We start from the raw sequence: 17,601 nt of genomic DNA, 5'->3' as shown, positions 1-17,601 counted from the left end.
GGTCTGTTTCACGCCGCCGTCCATCCAAGTCCCCGCAGGTCGTTGATTTCGACGACATAGGGATGTGCATCCACCGGCTTGAGAAGCGTTCTCAACTTGAGCTTGACGTCGGCTGGATCGATGGCGCGCGGAAACAGCTTCGAGTGCTTCGCCGGTTGCTCGAGATGAAGAACGACGCGAAGTCTTTTCGCGCGCGACACCTTTCTGGCCATCTCCAACTCATCGCCTTCCAACGCCCTGGTTCGCGCCGCCAACACCACGGCCAAGGTGTCATGCACCTTTTGCGCCACCTCGTGAGACAGTTCGGTGGGCTTGGTGCGGCGATGGGCCCGGTAATCCTTGACTTCTATGAACCAGGCCGTGCGGTCAGGATCGATCGCCAGCAGGTCAACCGCTTTTGTCGCGGATCGCGCGCCTGCATAGGCCCTGTAGTACAGCCATTCGTCATACTTGCTGAACAGCCAATCGTTCGGGAACGTGAAGGCGATCCCGTCGACATCAATCGTCGGCATCTATGTCTCCGCGTCCATGAACCGATCGGATTGCTCCAACTCCTCGTCCAGGGATGCGATATCTCCAATCTCATCGACAGCCTTGCCCTGCTGAACGGAAATGCCGCCTTCCGGCGCGGATTGTAGCCCGAAGAACCGCACGTCAGCTCGCCGGAAAGCCCTGTCCGCCAAGAGGATCTCGATCTCTCGGAGCAGAAAGAGGCTGTGGGTCGCAATAATCACCTGGGCACCGTGCATGCTTAATTCGAGCATGGTGCGGGCAATTCTTTTGATGAGTCTTGGGTTCAGGTTTGCCTCGGGCTCATCCCAGATCAGATAACCCTTGTCCAGAAGCGCTCCAGTTGCCACGAGCCGGGCCAACATGCCCAGTTTGCGCAGGCCCTCCGCGACCAGCGGCATTTCCATCCGCCCGGAGGACGTTCGAAGGTAGAAGCGACCGTTTCGATCGAGCTCGATGCTTCCCCCCATTGCCTCCTCAAGCGGAGACAGCAATTCCCTGACGCGTGCCTCTCTTGGCCCCTTCTGCAAGGGTTCGCCCAGGAGGACGCAGGTATCGCGCCACGTCTCTTCGAACTCGAGATATCGGCTTTCATAGATCGACACGAAGTTGGGGTAGATCGTCATCAGCTCCCGGGTGGGCAGGTAGACGGCGGCGGTATTCGACCAAGAGGTGGGTACTTTGTCGAGCGACACTTCGGACTTGCTCTGCGTGGCGAAGCTAAATCCGATGTTGAGATCGCGATTGTCGAAGCTCGCTTCGACGTCGCAGCGCTCCCGGCCCTGGCGACGTCGCGCAAGACGTCCCAACGCTTCTGGACGAAAAACGTTGACTAGCTTGTCGGCGAGCGCCCTTTGCAAACCTGCCTTTGTCGGACCGGCAGAAGCTTTTCTGCCTTCCTCCCAGCTTGTTGCCAATATGCTGTATATCAACTTGAGGATATGTGTTTTGCCTGCACCATTCTCGCCCACGATGACATTCAGATTTCGGCCAAATGTAAGAGCCGCTTCTGGAAACACCGTAAAGTTCGTGATCTTCAGCTTCTTTATCATTTCGTGCCATTCAGAAGTGCGCGATACCGGCAATTAGCATGAGAACGGAGCATAAAGAAGGGCGATTGACTTGTGCGCGACACATGCAGTGTATCTTGGCAGGTTCCACGCAAGGACTGTTTCACCCACGCCGCCACGCGCATCATCGCAACGCAACACGATCTCACATCGCCGACGATGCCGTCTCACGATCGAGCCTTCGGATCATGTTCGAGAGATGGTGTAGCGCATCCGGCTTAAGATGGGGATAAGGCATGTCGAAGCGAAGCAGCTCTTGCCAACCCAGACTACCCGTCCGAGCAGTTCGTTCACATGCGACGCCCTTCCCGGCCATATCGCCTGTGATGTCGAGTCCAGGTCAGAATTGGTCGTTCCCCTGGTTCGCGACGGCAGCGTGTTTGGCGTCCTTGACCTCGACAGTCCGTTGACCGGCAGGTTCGACACCGATGACCAGGCCGGCGTCGAGGTACTTGTGGCGATCTATGTCGATATGTCGGACTGGAGCGACTGACTGCTCGGTAGGGCAACATGGCCCAAACTACGGCTGCTCCTATCTGCCTTCCTCGGCGGCGGGAATGTTCGCGCGAATGTATTCCTCAGCGGCCTTCATCGACGGAAACGTGGCAAGCTGCTGTAGTTCTTGGTCCGGCCGCTGGGCCTGTCGGACCACAACGATCTGATCTCCGTCGATCGAGACGATTGGGCGCTCACGCATCCTGAGCCATTCAGCTTGCTTTGCTTCGGCTAACGCGCAGGCCGCTTCGTAATTGTCTGCGATGCCGAGATTTGTCGAGCGATCCCACGCACCACCGTTGAGACAACGAACGACGATGCGGCCATCGTCCCGAGTGATGCCATACGGACGGTCCCACCAAGTATCGAGCTGCGCCTTTGTGCGCTCTTCGTTTGGCGTCGCGTCAAAGGACTTTGGCAGGTCGGGGTCGAGTGGAATCTGGTTCGGCATGTGGTCGGTGTTCACGAAGCTGAGGGATGGACACAATAGCCCAAGTTTCGGGTGGCCGGAACACGTTTTTGGCCTAGACGATGCCCCAGGCGCGAAAACTCCGCTTGCCTATCATCTCCCGGTGTCGCTTTCGCTTCCGCTCGCACATGACGGTTACCTGGTCTGGTCCTCTGAGCTTGGACGAGCGCTGCGCAAGATCGTTCGTCGGGGAGCCGACGCTGCCACGCCAGACGATCTTTTGCTTGTGGACTTCGTTGTCGTGCGAGGTTCACGCCTTAAGGTTCGCGCGGGGCCATCGGAGGAAATGGCCGGACCAGATCGTGCAACCTATGAAGCCATCTTCGGGCGCTGATTTTCAAGAATAGCCCGGCTTCGCCGTCCAGCCGATCAGGGAACTGCGATGAGGGAAATGTGAAGGGCGTCGAGAGCAGCCCGGAGATTGGCCAGGCGCGGCAAGTCGAGCGCCGGGCTATCGGCCTCGAGGTTCGAGGCGACCGCGCGATCGTAGACGGCCACGCATTGTTTGTTGGTGATCCGGGACATGTAAAGGATCCCGTCAAATGTGGTCTGGTCGTAGAGGGCCTGGCTCAGCCTCCTGCCCGCGGCTTGTGCCTTGGCGCGAACGGCGTCGGTGGACACGCCGAGCAGGCTGGCGCCCTCGTTGCGCAGGTCCAGAAGAAACAGCGGTCGGGGATTTCGAACCGCCGCGATCGAATATCGGTCGAGCTCATCCTCGTGGAGCAGGCGTTCGGCCGCCTTTTCGTAGCGATCCCGGACGATCGTTTCAGCGACCGCGGTCATCGGATTCTGCGCGAGGTACAGCAGACGAAATTTGTCCCTTGGGCTGGAGAAGCGCGATCGGCCGGCGCCCATGCCCAAGGGCGTCGCAGCGTGGATGCGCGCGATGATCCGCACGTAGCCGGTGACGTCGACGCTGACCGAGAGTCGCTTCAGGATGGCAGGGTAAAGCGTCATTGCGGGCTGAAATAAGCCCGCGCTGTGTCAACGACCTCGTCGACCCGATCGTGCTTGAGAAGGTCAATCGGCTTACGGCTGCCAAGCACCGGGTTGGACTGACGCAACCAGAGCCAGGCCACGCGGTGACTGCCGGCAAGGCCAACGATGGCGGAAATTCCCCGCGCCGGGCGTCCATCGATGAGCTGCTCGACCGGAAACACATGCTTCCGGGTGCCTTTCAGCAGCCCTATGACCTCGTCAGCGTGTTGCCATCGGTGAAGTGTCGAACGTGGGATGCCATAGTTCCGGCTGAGTTCGCTGGCCCCTGCAACCGGACCGGCCCAATCCTCGATCTTCCGGGCGACGGCGAATTCCGCCAGGAGACGGTTCCCTTCGTCAGCCGACACGATCGGACCCAGGCCTTCGCCGTTCGATGGTTCCACTGTTTCGGGCACGGGAAGCTCGATCTTGCCCTGACCGGGATCCTCACTGAAGGTCTCGACCAGCCGCCGAATACCGCGCACCAGCTCGGTCTGGCGCTTGGTGAGTTTCTGTCGGGCCTCGACCGGGAGGTTCACGACCGCCGCAGCGGCAGCGCCTGCGATGCGCGCCGAAAGCGCAAGCGAACCGGACTCGAACGCCCCGTCACTCTTCAGGGCATCGGTGACTTTGGTCGTAACGCGTTCTGCGACGCGCGCGCGGCCGTTACGATCGATCTGCGTGTTTGGGCTCGCCACGGCAATAGCTCCACTCTTTCTGTCCGCAGATATAGGGAAGATCGGCCCGTTTGTCCAGTTTGTTCCATTTGCACACTTTGCACCGTTAGGGGGAAACTCTCATCTGCGGTCGACATTTGCGCGCATCGGACGTTGATCATCCGATTGAGCGCCGTGTTTCGAACTTCCGCTGTGTTCCAAGTCTGCTAGCGGACGCTTCGGGCAATATAGGCTAACATCACGTCACGACGAAGGTGGAGATGGAAAACCTATGTTCGCGATGAGCGAAGTGGCGCACGCCAAAAAAGCCGACCTCTATGCCGCGCTGCGTACCCAACTCAGCGCGCTGTTGTCCGGGGAAACCGACCCGATCGCCAATGCGGCAAATACCGCGGCGCTTCTGTTCGGTACGATCCCCGACATCAATTGGGCGGGATTCTATTTTCTGCATTCGGAGACCGAGCTTGTTCTGGGACCGTTTCAGGGCAAGCCCGCCTGCGTACGCATTGCCGTTGGCCGAGGCGTCTGCGGCGCCGCTGTCGAACGGGGAACGCCGGTGCTGGTCGAGGATGTCCACGATTTCCCCGGCCACATCGCCTGTGATGCAGACTCGCGGTCGGAGTTGGTCGTCCCCCTCGTCTGTGAAGGCAATGTCTTCGGTGTCCTCGACCTCGACAGTCCCCTGGTGGGCAGGTTCGACGCCGATGACCAGGCCGGCATCGAGGCCCTTGCGGCGATCTATGTGGAGACCTCTGACTGGACAACCGGGCAATAGTGCTGCGCGGCTACCGTGCGCAGCTTGATGGGGAAGGAGAGCGAACATGGGGACCAGGGACCGACGAAGCGTCTTGTTGCGGCTCGCGGCGCTGTCTTGCTTCCTCCCGGCGATGGCCACGGCCGAAGAGAATCTCGGATGGCATAGCGAAAAAGGGGAGCACCGAGCGTCGCTGTTCTACGGCATCCCGCAGACCGACCACGCCCCGATCTCCTTCGCCTGCGAAAAGGGCAGCGACGAGCTTACCTTCGTCTTCGCCTTCGCGCCGATCAATGCGGTCGACGGCGTCAAGGTCGAGGTTCTCCTTGAGGCCGGCGACATTTCGGTGCCGATCGCCACGACCGGGGCGCGGATCGAGATGGATGGCAGCTTCATCCTTGAAGGCCTCACCGTGCTCGATGAGCGACTCACCGACCTCATCACCTCTCGCGGCACGCTGAGCGTCTTCGTCGAGGACGGGGCCGAGGAATATCCGCTCGACGGTGCGCGCGAAGCGGCGGCGGCGCTGATCGAGACCTGCACCGGCAAGGCCGCCGGTGCGCCGGACACCGCGACGGCGCGATGCGATCTTGCCGCCTGGGTCATGAAGGGCGCGCCGGCCGAACTGGCCGTCCGCTCGGGGCCAGGGCCGGATTATGCTGCGGTCGCGACAGTGCCGCGGCCCTATACCGATGGGGAGGAAATCTACTTCCCCCAGGTGACGATCACCGGCTCACGCGACGGGTGGTTCCGGATTTCCGAGGTCATCACAGAGCTTTTTGGCGGCTGGCCGACGGACCCGATCGTCACCTTTTCCGGCGAAGGTTGGCTCCCCGGTAATATGCTGAGAGTGTTGGTGGAGTCTGGACGGCTTTGGTCCCAGCCAGCGGATGATGCACCGATCGCAGCCACCTTCGCCTCCGATGACTTCAAGCTCGAGACCTTGCATGCCTGCACAGGATTCTGGGTCGAGGTCGAGGGGCGCTATCTCGACCAGAGGCCGCGCGGCTGGACCACCGATGTCTGCGCGAGCCAGGTCACCACATGTCCGTAGGTGGAGCCGTCATCAAAGTCGCTCGGTTGCGTGGCGCGTTGATCGGCCTGGCGATGTTCGGGATGCCCACCGCGCCAGCCTTCGCCGAGCCGGTCCTGCGGCCCGATCTCGCGGATCGGGTGGCCGGCAGGGAGGACGTGACCTTTGCCGATCTCGTTCGGCTCGTCGTGCCGGGGACCGCTGGCAACGAGGCGATCGACGTCAGGGAGATCGGCAGCGAGCTCGTCGAGGATCTGGAGCCGGCCTCGGGAGCGGCCCCGCGGCTTGCGGCCGTGCCGGTGCGCTCGGGCGGACTGGACCGGATGGCCGTGCTGCTGGATTTCGGCAGCGGCAGGGATGTGGTCGGCCTCGCCGTTCTCGCCCTTTTTGACGTGGCGGGCGAGCCGAGGCTTCTCGACGCCGCGAATGTAGCCAGCGGGCAGCACACGTATTTCCTCGAGCCCGCCCGGATGGCGGTCGGCGTCGATGACGACCTGCTGGCGGTCGGCAGCACGCATGCGAATTCCAGCCAGACCTATACGACGGTGCCGCTGGTTCTCGTGCGCAACGACCAGCTCGAACTGGTCGACATGATTTCTGCGTTCGACGAAAGGCTCTGCGCCTACGAGCGGACGCAGCGGCTCGATCTCCGGCATGGTGCGCAGGAACCTTTTTCGGACGTTGTTGCGACCCTGACGGAGGTTTCGACGCGCTCGGGGGACGACTGCGGAGAAGCGCCCGTTCCCGAAGCCAGGACGCGCACGATCACCGTGACCTATCGTTGGGATGCGGGCGCGCACCGCTACATTCCTGATTCCGACGCCTTCGACGTACTGGCGCGCGAGAACGAGGGGCGGTTCTGACGGTGGCGGCCGTCCTGTCGCCCTGCCTTTTCCACTCAGTGAGCGGGCCTGCGAGGAGAACGCGGTTTGGGGGGCGCTGCCGCCGGTTTCCTCTCCTTTCCTGCGTCAGGATGCTCAAAGGTGAGCTTCACCGTGTTGCTATTCTTGTCTTCGGCCGAGGTGGTGGCGCCGGCGGAAACGACGAGAACCTCGAACTTGCCTTCCGTGGTCTTGTCTTTGACGAGGACGAAACTAAGCTCGATCTCCAGCGCGTTTGCCGACAGCGTCGGCGGGTCTTCGATGCCAGCCTCCAGCGCATCGCGGATGCTGATCAGGAGGTCCGCGAACGCAAGAGGTCGGGTTTCGTCGACCGCGTCCATCTTCGGGAAGTCGGGCGCGAGTGTCACCGTCACCTTGGTGGTGTGGGTTTCGGTCCGCGATAGGGTGATGCCGTTCTCGACGGAGATTTTGCTAAAGATCGGAACAGTGATCGAGGTCTCTGCCTTGCCCTCGCCCTTGTCCTCGTTCTTGCGTTGAACGAGGAGTTCGATTTCGATCTCCTTAAGCTCCAAGCCGGAGCCGATCCCGCCCTGCCCGTCGAGCTTCTGCAGCTCGCTCTTGATGTCGCTAATCATTGTCCGCAGCAGAACCGAACCGACGATCTCCGCTTGGTCCGTGTTCGGATCGTGTATCGTCGTAGCCTTGAGCAAGCGACCACCGACGCGCCAGAAGGTCACGGCAGCGACCACGACAGCGATCGCAAAGAGCGCATTCAGGATGATCTGCACATCCATTGGTATTCCCGCCTAAGCCGGTCGAGAGAACTTCCCGGAAAAGCCTAGTCCTGAACCACTTACGCCGCAAGTAACGCTCTGCACCGGCGACGCGTTCGGCGCAGTCGGAACCGTTGATGGTTAAACGATGCCCCAGGCGCGAAAACTCCTCTTGCCTGTCATCTCCCGGAGGCTGATCTGACCGACCAGGTCGAGCGCACCCTGCCGGGAGGTTTTCAGCGCCGTCTGGATCATGCTGGTCGATACGAGGGGGCGAGCGAGCACGAGGTCGATCAGGCCGGGCAGCTTCGAGCTCGCGCGGCGGCCGCGCAGCGCGCGTTCCATCTGGCCCTTCGCAAGCAGTAGACGGTCATGCTCTTTCAAGCCTACGGTCGCCGTCTCGTAGATGGCGTCGATCCAGGCAAGCAGGCGATCCGTCCGATGGCGCGCCCGCCTTCGCTCGCGCGGGATCTTCTGCGCACCACGATGCAGGCAGGCGAGGTGATGGGCGCAGAGTCCTTCCTGTCGAAGCATGGCCGCCACGAGAAGGGCCCCGACCCACCCGCCGCGCTGAAGCACCTCGATCTGGTGCCACGCATCGAGCGCAATCGCTCCCCGCAGGACAAGGGGGAGATGCTGCGTATCGTCCAGCACTCTGCGCCATTCGGCAAGGCGGGCGCCCTCGTCCCAGTCCTCATCGTAGAGCAGCGCCAAGCGTTCGTCGTCCTGGGGCACTCGTGATACGGCGCCCAAGGTCGTGGCAAGCAGTGTCGAAGACCGAGCCAGCACCGCGTCGATTTCCGCGAACTCCCTCTCGAGCGCATCGTCGACCTCGTCGACCAGCTCGGCGGTCGCGAGGTCCAGCACGACGCTCCCCTCCCCTTCCCCGTCGGCGTCGTGCATAGTCGCGCTTGCCTCGGAGCGTCCTGTCAACTCGCGCATACCCTCGCGGCTAAGAGCCCAGGCCCGCGGCTGCGACAGGATCCGCCGGCGCCGGCGCAGCACGGTGTGCGCCCGAGTGAGTTCATGGGTTGGCGTACGCTGGTCCATCTCCGCGTCGTGGAAAACAAGATCCTCGAGGTGCACCAGCTCGCCCTCGACCCAGAGCGCGCCGACCGCATCGTAGAAGTGAGAGCGCTCGATCCAGCCCTCGCGCACCGACGATAGGGCCAGCCGCTCGTCGAGCCGCACGAGAACCTCGGTTGTCGCTTTCACTTCCCGATTTCAATCGTGAGAACGTCATGTGTTGTTTAGGATTGGTCGCTACGAAGACCACGATTTTTCGCTAATGATTTCACTGACCACTCGCTTTGCCGAACCGATTGCACAGCCTGAAACCGGCGCCTGCTGCGTCACATTCCGAAGAAGCATGGGCGACGGCGCGCTACGTTGCGCGCGAACTCGACAGGATTCTGGACGGCTCGGGTTCCCGGCGGACGGCAATCGCACGCGCGGCCGCCGAGCTGCGCCTTTCGACGCGACAGGTCTACAATCTGCTGGCACGGTACCGTGTCGATCGCACGGTGACGTCGCTCTTGCCCGGCGGAGACAGGACCCGGAAGAAGCGGCTCCCGCAGGACATTGAGGGGATCATCGCGACGACACTGCGAGAGCAGTGGTTGGTGCTGGAGGCTCCACCCCTTGCTCCGGTCGTGGCCGAGATCCGCGCCCGCTGCGAGGAGGCGGGCCTCACTCCTCCGTCCTATCTAACTGTCGCTCGTCGGATACCCGCCCTGTTTAGCGCAGAGGAAATCGCAAAGAAGCGATCCGCGAACCCGAAACATCTCCATCGGCTCAGGGCCAGGCCCGGGTACATCCACGCGGCGTACCCGCTGGATGTCTGCCAGATCGATCACACGCCGACCGACATCAATTTCGTAGAGGTTGTCGAAGGCGGCGGAACGTTCGTCGGCCGGGCCTATCTGACGATCGTCACCGACGTGGCGACGCGCTGCATACTGGGATTCTGCCTCACGCTCGAAAAGCCGTCGGCGCTGTCGGTCGCCTTGTGCCTGGCGCAGGCAATGTGCCCGAAGGACGAATGGCTGGTTGCGCGCGGCATCGAGCATGGGTGGCCCATGTTCGGTCGACCGCGAGTGCTGGTCACCGACTCCGCCAAGGAGTTCAAAGAGAATGCCTTTCAGCGCGGGTGCGAGGACTACGGCGTTCGTATCCGCTACCGGGATCGCGGCCGCGTGCATCAGGGTGGCGTGGTGGAAAGGCTGCTCGGAAAGCTCAACGGCGTTCTTGCAACGCAGCCTGGCTCGACGGGCCGATCCGTGGCGGACCGCGACCAATATCCCGCGGAGCGCCTGGCGCGTCTCAGCTTCGCCGATCTCGAGCGATGCGTCGCGCTCGCGGTGATCGACCACAACCTGCAGCAAAATGCCAGAACCCTGAGGGTACCGGCATCAGAATGGGATCGGCAGGCACATGAACTTGCACGCTTCGACGATGATCCCATGCGGGTCCTGCTGGCATTCATGCCCGGAACGGGACGACGCATCTCGCCGCAGGGCGTTAGTATGTTCGCACTCGATTATTATTCACCCTGGTTGAGCGAGTTGGTTCCGCAGCGGGATCGGCTAGGAAAGCTCGAGCTTCGATACGATCCACGCGATATCAGCCACGTCTATGCCCGCGACCCCGAGACCCGGGAGTTTCGATCGGTGGAGCGGCGCGACGGCATGCTTGCGCCGATGACGTTGTGGGAGCACGAGGCTGATCGGCTGTCGCGACGCACCGCGAATGCACGAACGGACGTGGAGAAGGTGATGCTGCGCCGCCAAATAGCTGAGATCGCAGGCGGACCGAAGCCGTCCAAGGCAGATCTGCGCAATGCCGTGCGCAAATCTCACGCGGCAGACGCGCCCAAGCCCTACGACGCGATGCGGCCGGCAACGCCGGTGCCTGCCGACCATCCCGTTCGCCCAAAGCGCCGCCTGCCGGTAGAGGATTGGTGACGTGGCGGACCATCTGCTTGATCACGTTCGCCCGTACCTTGACCGCAGCACGGAAGAGCGGATCGCCTACATCCAGGTGCCTCGGTGGATCGGACATCAGGTGGCGCTCATAGCGCACGAACGTCTTGCCGAGCTTCTGTCGCGGCCGCCATCGCTGCGGACCCGAGGACTGATGCTCGTCGGACCATACGCCAACGGCAAGACCATGATCGCCGAACGCTTCGCCGTCGGACATTTGAGAACAGCCGAACAGCAGCGGGTGTGGGTGGTGCAGACGCGCGAGGGCGCGGGCCTTGCACATTTCTACGGCAGTATCCTGCAGGCGTTGCGAGCACCGACGGGCAGCAGCCGGGATGTGGGTCGCAAAGCCGAGCAGGTCGATCATCTGCTCGAGAGGCTGAAGCCCAGGATTCTGATTTTCGATGAGTTTCACAATGCTCTCCGCGGCCGTGCACGCGACGTTGAGGCCGTGCTTGCCTTCCTACGGAGGATCGGCCGCCAGTTCGACATCTCGCCGGTTCTGATCGGCGAGGTCGCCGTCTATGACTTCGTGAATCAGACCGCTGAAATGGCGACCCGGTTTGATCTTCACGCCGTGCCGCGTTGGCAATATGGCGAGGAGTTTCTTGCGCTGCTTGACAGCCTTGAGAGCGCCTTGCCGCTCGCCCGCGCCTCCGATCTGTCGGATGAAACGCTAGCGCGAAGGATCTTCCAGCTCTCCGAAGGACTGATCGGTGAGGTCGTGGCGATCGTTACTGCGGCGGCCACGACCGCTGTGAGATCAGGCGAGGATCGGATCACGAAATCGAACATCGAGGCGCTGAGCTACGTCCCGGTCTCGAAGCGCCGCCGGGCGCCGGTTCGCGATGACCTGCTTTGAGGGTTGATACCGCACGGGCCGACTTCGCGATCGAAATCCGCGAGCGATATGGTGATGTCGCACGGGACTGTTGGCCGGTCTCCGTCGACCCGCTCGCGGACGAACTCCTGTCGAGCTGGCTACACCGTCTTGCGCTCGCGAACGGCATCGCGCCGCGGTCGTTCGCGGGTGTCTTCGGGCTCGACGAGAGGATGTGGTCGCCGCGCCTAGATCTTCAGCTACCGCGTCACGTCGCAGGGGTGCTTGCCGATGAGACAAGCGTTCCGCAGGGGGCGATCTCGGCAATGATGATTAGCGGCTGTTCGATGGCCACGCTCCTGCTGCCGCTGCGCGACAGCGCACACAGGAACCGTTCGACCTGGATGCAGTATTGCCCCCAATGCCTTGCAACGGACGAGGCGCCGTATTTTCGGCGGCAGTGGAGGCTGGCATCGCGCGTGTCATGCTTTGTGCATGGCTGCGGGCTTCGGGATCGATGCCCGGCCTGCCGCGCCGGCGTCGCGGCCTTCGACCACGGCGAACTCCTTCCGCAGCATATTTGCGCACGATGCGGGTTCGACCTGCGCGCTGCTCCGAAGGCCAAGGTCAATGCGGCCGCACGTCAGCTGGAACGCGCGATCGCAGACATATGCAGGGTGGAGGCGGTCAAGAGCTCGACGAAAACGAGTGACGCCGTCACGCGCGTGCAGCGCATGCCGATAGCCGCCGAGGTCCGGTCGGGGAGAACACTCACGAACCTGTCGACCGCCGCGCGCATTCGCTGCTTCGAAGCGCTCGCAGCAAAAACTCCTGACTGGCTTGTGAACGACATGGACGCCGCCGGGGCATACCGTCGCTGGATGATCGTGGCCGCGGGCGGCCATGAGCCCATGATCGCGCGCTTTGCGGATTTCCTGGACGCGCACCAACGTTCGCCACGACGGAAGCGCTCCCCACCTGTCGCCGGCCGATCCGCGCTGTTCGCCGCCTATTTCCAGATCATGCGACCTGGCGACGGCCATAGAGGGAGGCCGCCGGCTCCCACATTGACGATCGACAGCACAAAGAATGCAGGGAGCGACAGCAATACAATAGTCTCTTGTTCATAGTCTCCCTGAAATCAGACAACCATCGCGCCAGTCAGCACTCCCGTTGGGGGTGCTACCGCCGATCCGGTCCTGGAGCTCGGCGAGCTGATGCGCAATGACATTGTTCATTATCACGGCTTTCGCGGGGCCATGCTGGCGCGGCTCAAACCGGAAGCGTCGGGAACCAACATCCCGGCCGGCTGCTGATCGGCAGCTCCACTCTTATTGAAACAGTCGCATTCTCATGCCTGGCTGCCAAGTGACGGAAACGTCCGAAACGCTCCGTCAGGCGATTTGACGTTGTGCCGGGACGTCGTCGATCATGTGCAAACGTGCGGTTGGGGACACCTTGCGAACGATGTCGCACAAATGGAGATGGTGTGTGAGGTAGATCACCTGTCCGGCTTGCGCCATGTCCGCGAACAGGCGGAACGCCTCCTCCGCCCGAAAATCGTCGAAGGTCTCCATGATGTCGTCGGCGACGAACGGCACGGCGCTGCGTGCCCGCACGAACTCGTAGTATCCCGCGACACGCAGCGCCAGATAGAGTTGGAATCGGGTGCCTTTCGACAGCTCCGCGGCAGCCTTCGAACCCCCAGTCGCAGAAAGCGCGATGAGCGTCTCGCCGTCCTTTCCGGGCTGGGCGGCCAGACCCGTATAGGCGCCGCGGCTGATGGTGCAGAACGCCGCCGAGGCCCGCGCCATCATGGAGCTGCGATGGCGCTCGCGATAGGTGGCGAGTGCCTGCTCCGTTGCAGCGATACCTGCGCGTAGCTGCAGACAGCGCACCGCTCCATCCTCGATTTCGAGCAATGTCGTACGTCGGCGCTCATCGATGCCGGCAACCCGGGCGTCACCCCCGATCGCCTCCACCTGGTCGATAGCGGCCGAGCGCGTCGCAAAGAGCTCGTGACAACGCTTGTCCTGGTCCTCGAACCGGGCTCTGAGCTCGATCAGCTCCGCTTCCAGCGCCGGCCGATCCGCCGCATCGAGGGCAGCTTCGGCGCTCTGGAGATCAGGCGCGCGCACCGCGTCGAGGATCTCACGGCCGGCATCCTCGGCCTGTACACTGAACTCGGCCCGCCGCGCGATGTCAGAAAGCTTATCCGACACCTCAGCCAGAGACACGACCTCGAAGAACGCGGTCATCCGGTGCTTCTGCTCGTCGTGGATCGCCGACGTATCGGCAAGCGCGCGCTGCCGCCCCCTCGCCTGTTCCAGTCGTTCGAGCAGCTTCGCGCGCCTGTCGCGCTCGGTACCGGCTTCCCTGACCTTCTCGGCGATGCGCTGCGCCAATTCGATAACCGGCCCGGTTCCGACCGGGATCCCCAACCCGCCCGCGAGGCTCGCCACCTCGTCGCGAAACGCGGCCTGGTCTTTCTCCATCTTCTCGATGCGGTCGACGAGGCCTGCCCGCTTCTCGATCGCCGGCGCGAGGTCGACAATCGCCACGAGGATCTCGCGAACGACGCCGATGGTCGGCACCTCGGCGGTATCGGCGAGCCAGCAGCCGCGGCAAGTCGTGGACCATGCCTCGGTCCAGGCCCCCTCGCCCGCTCCTGCCTTCTCGGCCGCACGCTCCCGCAACGCGACGTCGCGCCGGCGCTCGTCCAGCTCGGCACGCAGGCGGCGCAGCTCGGCCTCGCGGTCGACTGCTGCCTGGGCATAGGCGAGCAGCGCATCAAAGCCCGCATCGGGCTCCCGGGGCAGGCCAGCCCGGCCGAGCGCAGCGCGCAGCCGCTCCGTCGCCGCAGCGGCATCCAGCTGCGCGGCGCGAAGATCCTGGTCGGCGGTCCGGACCGCCTCGCGCGCGTCGAGGGCGTTTTCCCGGCGGGCAAGCCAGTCCTCGATCGCCGGCAGGGATGGTGCAGAAGCGAGCGAAGGCGCGATTGCGTGAACTGCCTCGGCCACCTCGGCATCGAGACCATCCAGGGCAGCAGCCGCACGGTCCCTGAGCTCGACGGCCCGGTCTAGATCGGCTCGCGCGACGGCGAGCGCCTGCCCGTTCTGGTGCAGCTTCGCTAGCTCGGACATGTGCGAGAACCGCCCGGCGCCGATGATGTCGTCATGGCGCAGCACGGCCTCGAAGGCATCGGCCGACGCGGCATCGAGATCGCGCCGATGCGCGGCCCAGGCCTGCTCGCGGTGGGCCCGGATCTCGGCGGCCTCCTGATCCGTCACGACGCCCGTCGTGGACGAAAGGCTAGCGCGCTCTGCCTCCAGGTGGCGGACCAGTGTCGTCAGCCGTTCGGTCTCGCTCTGATGCCGGGCCAGCATGGCCTCAGCCTCGCCCCGCGCCGCCTTCCAGCGCCGCATGCTGTCGGGGCCGGGGCACGGCAGGACGACGAGATCATCCGCCGTGCCTTGCCAGGGGCGCAGCGCCTTCAGGCGGTCGGCGAGCGCCTCGACAGCGGCGGCGCGGGCCCGATCGGCCAGGCGATGCCGCACATGGTGATCGGCGGAACGCGTCTGCTCGACGGTTATCACCAGCGCCGCCATCGACCGCTCACGCTCTTGCGAAGCCTGCGGATCCACGCCGGGCTCCGGCAGCCGGGCCGCGGTTTCGTCGAGCCGACGGCGCGCCTCGATGAGTTCCGCGGCAGCGGTATGTATCGCGGCGTCGATGCCGGAGCGAGCTTCGATCAGTTCGCGCAGACGGCCGGCCGTCGCCGCCGTCAGGATGAGGCGGCGGGGCTCGACCTCCCCTTCCCGCTCGATCCGCTGGAGGATTGCCGAGATAGCGAGGTCCGCCTGCCGAAGTTGCAAACGCCTCTCGGGAATGTCCCGCTCCGCCGTCACATGGCGCGCTCGGAGTTCGCCAAGCCGCTCCACCGCTTCGCAAAGCCGCAGGGCGGCCTCGTCCACGACGATCGCTTCGACTTCATCCGCGAGTCGACGGACGTCTTCGGCGATCGACTGGGTCTGGACGCCGAGTTCGATCTCCTGTTTCTGAAGCCTCGACAGCTCGCTCGCCCAGCCGGGCGGGGCCTCGGGGACGTCCGCAAGGGGAGCAAGGCGCTCGCGTATGCCGCGCAGCGCCGCAAGTCGCGGCAGCGCTGCGAGATGGCGCTGGATCTCGTCCATGCGCGACTGGGTGCGGGTGCGCTCGGTAACCGCCTCATCATAGTGCGCCCTGGCCCGGTCCCGAGTCTCGACGAGCCGCGCATGGTCCGACGCCAGGGTGTCGAAGCGCTCCCGCTCCGCCTTCAGTTCCGTGAGCCGCGCCTTGAGGTCCGCAAGCGCGCCGCTGCGCGCGCGATACCGGTAGAATCCGTCCGCTTCTCCCCTCAGGTCGAGGAGCTTGTGGCTGAGATGCGCGAGACCGGCGCTGGCGGAGAACAGCAATTGCCCGAGATCGCCCTTGCTCGCCAGGATGCTTTCGCCACCCTTTTCGAGCGTCTCATCGTCGAGCGAGAACATAGTGCGATAGGCGTCGCGCTCGATGCCGCCGAGCTCGCCGCGGATGGCGCTTTCGGCGATCGGCCGGTCCTCGGCGTCAAGCAGACTGTTCTGCGGCCGCTTGATGCGCGCGAACTCCCTCGTTTCGGTGCCGAACTCCAGCGCTCCGCCGATCCGCATGGCGGAATAGGGATGGAGGAAATCGAACGGGCTCTGCGCGCCGATCCCGAACAGCAGGTCGAGAAATGCCGCGAACGCCGTCGATTTGCCCGCCTCGTTCGGCCCGTAGATGACGTGCAGGTCCGGTTGTCCTTCGACCCGCTCGCCGAAATCGATGCTGCGGTCGGTGAACTTCCCGTACCGGGTGAGGTCGAGGCGGCGCAGGCGCATGTCAGGCACCCTCCCCGGCGGCCTCGAAACGCGCCATCACATCCTCCGCGCCGTCGCGCGCCAGGCGCGTGAGTGCATCCCTGAAGGACGCCTCGTCGGAGCCGAAGGCATCACGGCATTCCTGCGGGAGCTGCGCCCTAAGCTCCTCGGCCATGCCGAGGAGCTCGGCCTGGAAGGCGTCGGAGCCGAGGATGTCGTCCCCGATAAGGCGATGGAGTTCGGACAGCGGATCCCCCGACGACTCCACCCTCTGCCCTGGCAGATGGCAGGCGATCTCCAGCTTCTCGACCCAGCTGGCCCCGATGACCGAAGCTCGCTGATCGGCTTCGGTCTTCAACAGATCCGCGTCACGCCGAAGGCGCCACGCCAAAGGCGTCGCCCCGGTCACCTGCAGGCGGGCAACGAGATGCTCGGAGCGGACTGCGTCCCGCTCCTTCTCCAGCGCGCGCGTCACCCCCGCCACGAGATCCCGCCAGTCTTCTAGTCCGGTGGCGTCGACGGCAACACGTTCGAATTGCGCGATGCTGGTGTAGCGCTGCTCGATATGGACGGAGCGATCGTCGTCGATGGCAACGAGCGTGACGGACTTAGCGCCGGCCTCGTTGATGTCACGCCCCTGCGGCATGCCAGGCATCACGACGGCGCCCCGCTCCTCGACGATCGAGCGCTTGTGCACATGGCCGAGAGCCCAGTAGTCGAAGCCGGTGGCCTGAAGCTCGGCGACGCTGCATGGCGCATAGAGGTCGTGGCCGGGCGCGCCGCCGAGGCTGGTGTGCAGCATGCCGATATTGACCGCCCCATCCACCGCGGGCCGGTACTTGGCAAGCAGGCTTTCGGGCGCATGCGGCTGGGCGAAGCTCAGGCCGTGGATCACGATGGGGAGGCCGCCGGGTGCGCGATCGACCTCCACCGCCTCGGCACGTCCGCTGAACAGCTTGACCGACTCCGGAAGCACGAGTTCCTTGGTGATCCTTGCGATGGCATCATGGTTTCCGCGGATGATGAAGACGCGGATACCGGCCTCGTGCAGGCGCCGGAGCTGCTCGGCCAGGAAGCGGGCCGTCTTCATCGAGGTCTGGTCGCCATCATAGAGATCGCCGGCGATCATCAGGGCATCGACCTGTTCGTCCAGGCACAGATCGACGATCCGCACGAAGGCGCGCCGCGTCGCATTGCCGATCAGCTCCGCCAGCTCGGCATCGCGCAGTGCGAGCGAGCGGAGTGGGGAGTCCAGATGAATGTCCGCTGTGTGGACGAAGCGGTACATGCTCTACCTCCCCTTCGCGCACAGTCCGCCGATA

15 protein-coding genes and 1 pseudogene are annotated in these 17,601 nt (G+C 63.9%); 7 read left to right on the top strand and 9 right to left on the bottom strand.

Annotation, left to right across the window (positions count from 1 at the left end):
* Window positions 1–8: 8 nt before the first annotated feature.
* Window positions 9–512 (bottom strand): cysteine--tRNA ligase, encoded by a 504-nt coding sequence (locus V1479_RS21240; protein WP_368804637.1) that lies wholly within the window; start codon window positions 510–512, stop codon window positions 9–11.
* Window positions 513–1,562, bottom strand: a complete 1,050-nt coding sequence (locus V1479_RS21235) for an AAA family ATPase (protein ID WP_368804636.1) — start codon at window positions 1,560–1,562, stop codon at window positions 513–515.
* 325 nt (window positions 1,563–1,887) lie between these two features.
* Between V1479_RS21235 and V1479_RS21230 the strand changes: the two are divergent.
* Window positions 1,888–2,073 (top strand): annotated as a pseudogene (locus V1479_RS21230) (GAF domain-containing protein); the annotation flags it as partial.
* A gap of 39 nt (window positions 2,074–2,112) precedes the next feature.
* On the opposite strand, the gene V1479_RS21225 reads toward V1479_RS21230, so the two are convergent.
* The 3 genes from V1479_RS21225 to V1479_RS21215 all read right to left on the bottom strand — a co-directional run bounded on the left by V1479_RS21225 (window position 2,113) and on the right by V1479_RS21215 (window position 4,220).
* The gene (locus tag V1479_RS21225) at window positions 2,113–2,526 is read right to left on the bottom strand and encodes a hypothetical protein (protein WP_368804635.1); all 414 of its coding nucleotides are present in this window, start codon (window positions 2,524–2,526) and stop codon (window positions 2,113–2,115) included.
* A gap of 387 nt (window positions 2,527–2,913) precedes the next feature.
* Window positions 2,914–3,501: an RES family NAD+ phosphorylase gene (locus V1479_RS21220; protein ID WP_368804634.1), complete on the bottom strand. Its 588-nt coding sequence runs from the start codon at window positions 3,499–3,501 to the stop codon at window positions 2,914–2,916.
* Entirely contained in the window at window positions 3,498–4,220 is a 723-nt protein-coding gene (locus tag V1479_RS21215) for an antitoxin Xre/MbcA/ParS-like domain-containing protein (protein WP_368804633.1), read from the bottom strand. Before V1479_RS21215 ends, V1479_RS21220 begins: the two co-directional genes overlap by 4 nt.
* 250 nt (window positions 4,221–4,470) lie before the next feature.
* On the opposite strand from V1479_RS21215, the gene V1479_RS21210 reads away from it, so the two are divergent.
* The 3 genes from V1479_RS21210 to V1479_RS21200 are packed head-to-tail and all read left to right on the top strand — an operon-like array spanning window position 4,471 to window position 6,849.
* Window positions 4,471–4,974 (top strand): GAF domain-containing protein, encoded by a 504-nt coding sequence (locus tag V1479_RS21210; protein WP_368804632.1) that lies wholly within the window; start codon window positions 4,471–4,473, stop codon window positions 4,972–4,974.
* Window positions 4,975–5,020: 46 nt separating this feature from the next.
* Window positions 5,021–6,007: an SH3 domain-containing protein gene (locus V1479_RS21205; protein WP_368804631.1), complete on the top strand. Its 987-nt coding sequence runs from the start codon at window positions 5,021–5,023 to the stop codon at window positions 6,005–6,007.
* The gene (locus V1479_RS21200; protein WP_368804630.1) at window positions 5,998–6,849 is read left to right on the top strand and encodes a hypothetical protein; all 852 of its coding nucleotides are present in this window, start codon (window positions 5,998–6,000) and stop codon (window positions 6,847–6,849) included. The genes V1479_RS21205 and V1479_RS21200 overlap by 10 nt, the downstream gene beginning before the upstream one ends.
* 35 nt (window positions 6,850–6,884) lie before the next feature.
* Here V1479_RS21200 and V1479_RS21195 read toward each other — a convergent pair whose 3' ends face one another.
* On the bottom strand, window positions 6,885–7,622 hold the full coding sequence (locus V1479_RS21195) for a trypco2 family protein (protein ID WP_368804629.1): 738 nt from the start codon (window positions 7,620–7,622) through the stop codon (window positions 6,885–6,887).
* Between the two features lie 120 nt (window positions 7,623–7,742).
* The gene (locus V1479_RS21190) at window positions 7,743–8,816 is read right to left on the bottom strand and encodes an RHE_PE00001 family protein (RefSeq protein ID WP_368804628.1); all 1,074 of its coding nucleotides are present in this window, start codon (window positions 8,814–8,816) and stop codon (window positions 7,743–7,745) included.
* 95 nt (window positions 8,817–8,911) lie between these two features.
* Here V1479_RS21190 and V1479_RS21185 point away from each other — a divergent pair, with 95 nt between their 5' ends.
* From V1479_RS21185 to V1479_RS21175, 3 genes are read left to right on the top strand one after another with little or no spacing between them, the layout of a single operon-like run.
* Window positions 8,912–10,564, top strand: coding sequence for a TnsB C-terminal domain-containing protein (locus V1479_RS21185; RefSeq protein ID WP_415724733.1), 1,653 nt, complete (start codon window positions 8,912–8,914; stop codon window positions 10,562–10,564).
* Window position 10,565: 1 nt separating this feature from the next.
* Window positions 10,566–11,444, top strand: coding sequence for a TniB family NTP-binding protein (locus V1479_RS21180; protein ID WP_368804627.1), 879 nt, complete (start codon window positions 10,566–10,568; stop codon window positions 11,442–11,444).
* Window positions 11,441–12,532: a TniQ family protein gene (locus V1479_RS21175; RefSeq protein ID WP_368804626.1), complete on the top strand. Its 1,092-nt coding sequence runs from the start codon at window positions 11,441–11,443 to the stop codon at window positions 12,530–12,532. Before V1479_RS21180 ends, V1479_RS21175 begins: the two co-directional genes overlap by 4 nt.
* 264 nt (window positions 12,533–12,796) lie before the next feature.
* On the opposite strand, the gene V1479_RS21170 is transcribed toward V1479_RS21175, so the two are convergent.
* The gene (locus V1479_RS21170; protein ID WP_368804625.1) at window positions 12,797–16,300 is read right to left on the bottom strand and encodes an AAA family ATPase; all 3,504 of its coding nucleotides are present in this window, start codon (window positions 16,298–16,300) and stop codon (window positions 12,797–12,799) included.
* A 1-nt stretch (window position 16,301) separates the two neighbouring features.
* On the bottom strand, window positions 16,302–17,567 hold the full coding sequence (locus tag V1479_RS21165; RefSeq protein WP_368804624.1) for a metallophosphoesterase family protein: 1,266 nt from the start codon (window positions 17,565–17,567) through the stop codon (window positions 16,302–16,304).
* Window positions 17,568–17,601: the final 34 nt, after the last annotated feature.

This window comes from Neoaquamicrobium sediminum, from assembly GCF_040970315.1.
GTDB classification, from domain to species: Bacteria; Pseudomonadota; Alphaproteobacteria; order Rhizobiales; family Rhizobiaceae; genus Aerobium; species Aerobium sediminum.
Note: the sequence above shows the minus strand (reverse complement) of the source record. Positions and strands in the feature narration are given on the sequence as shown.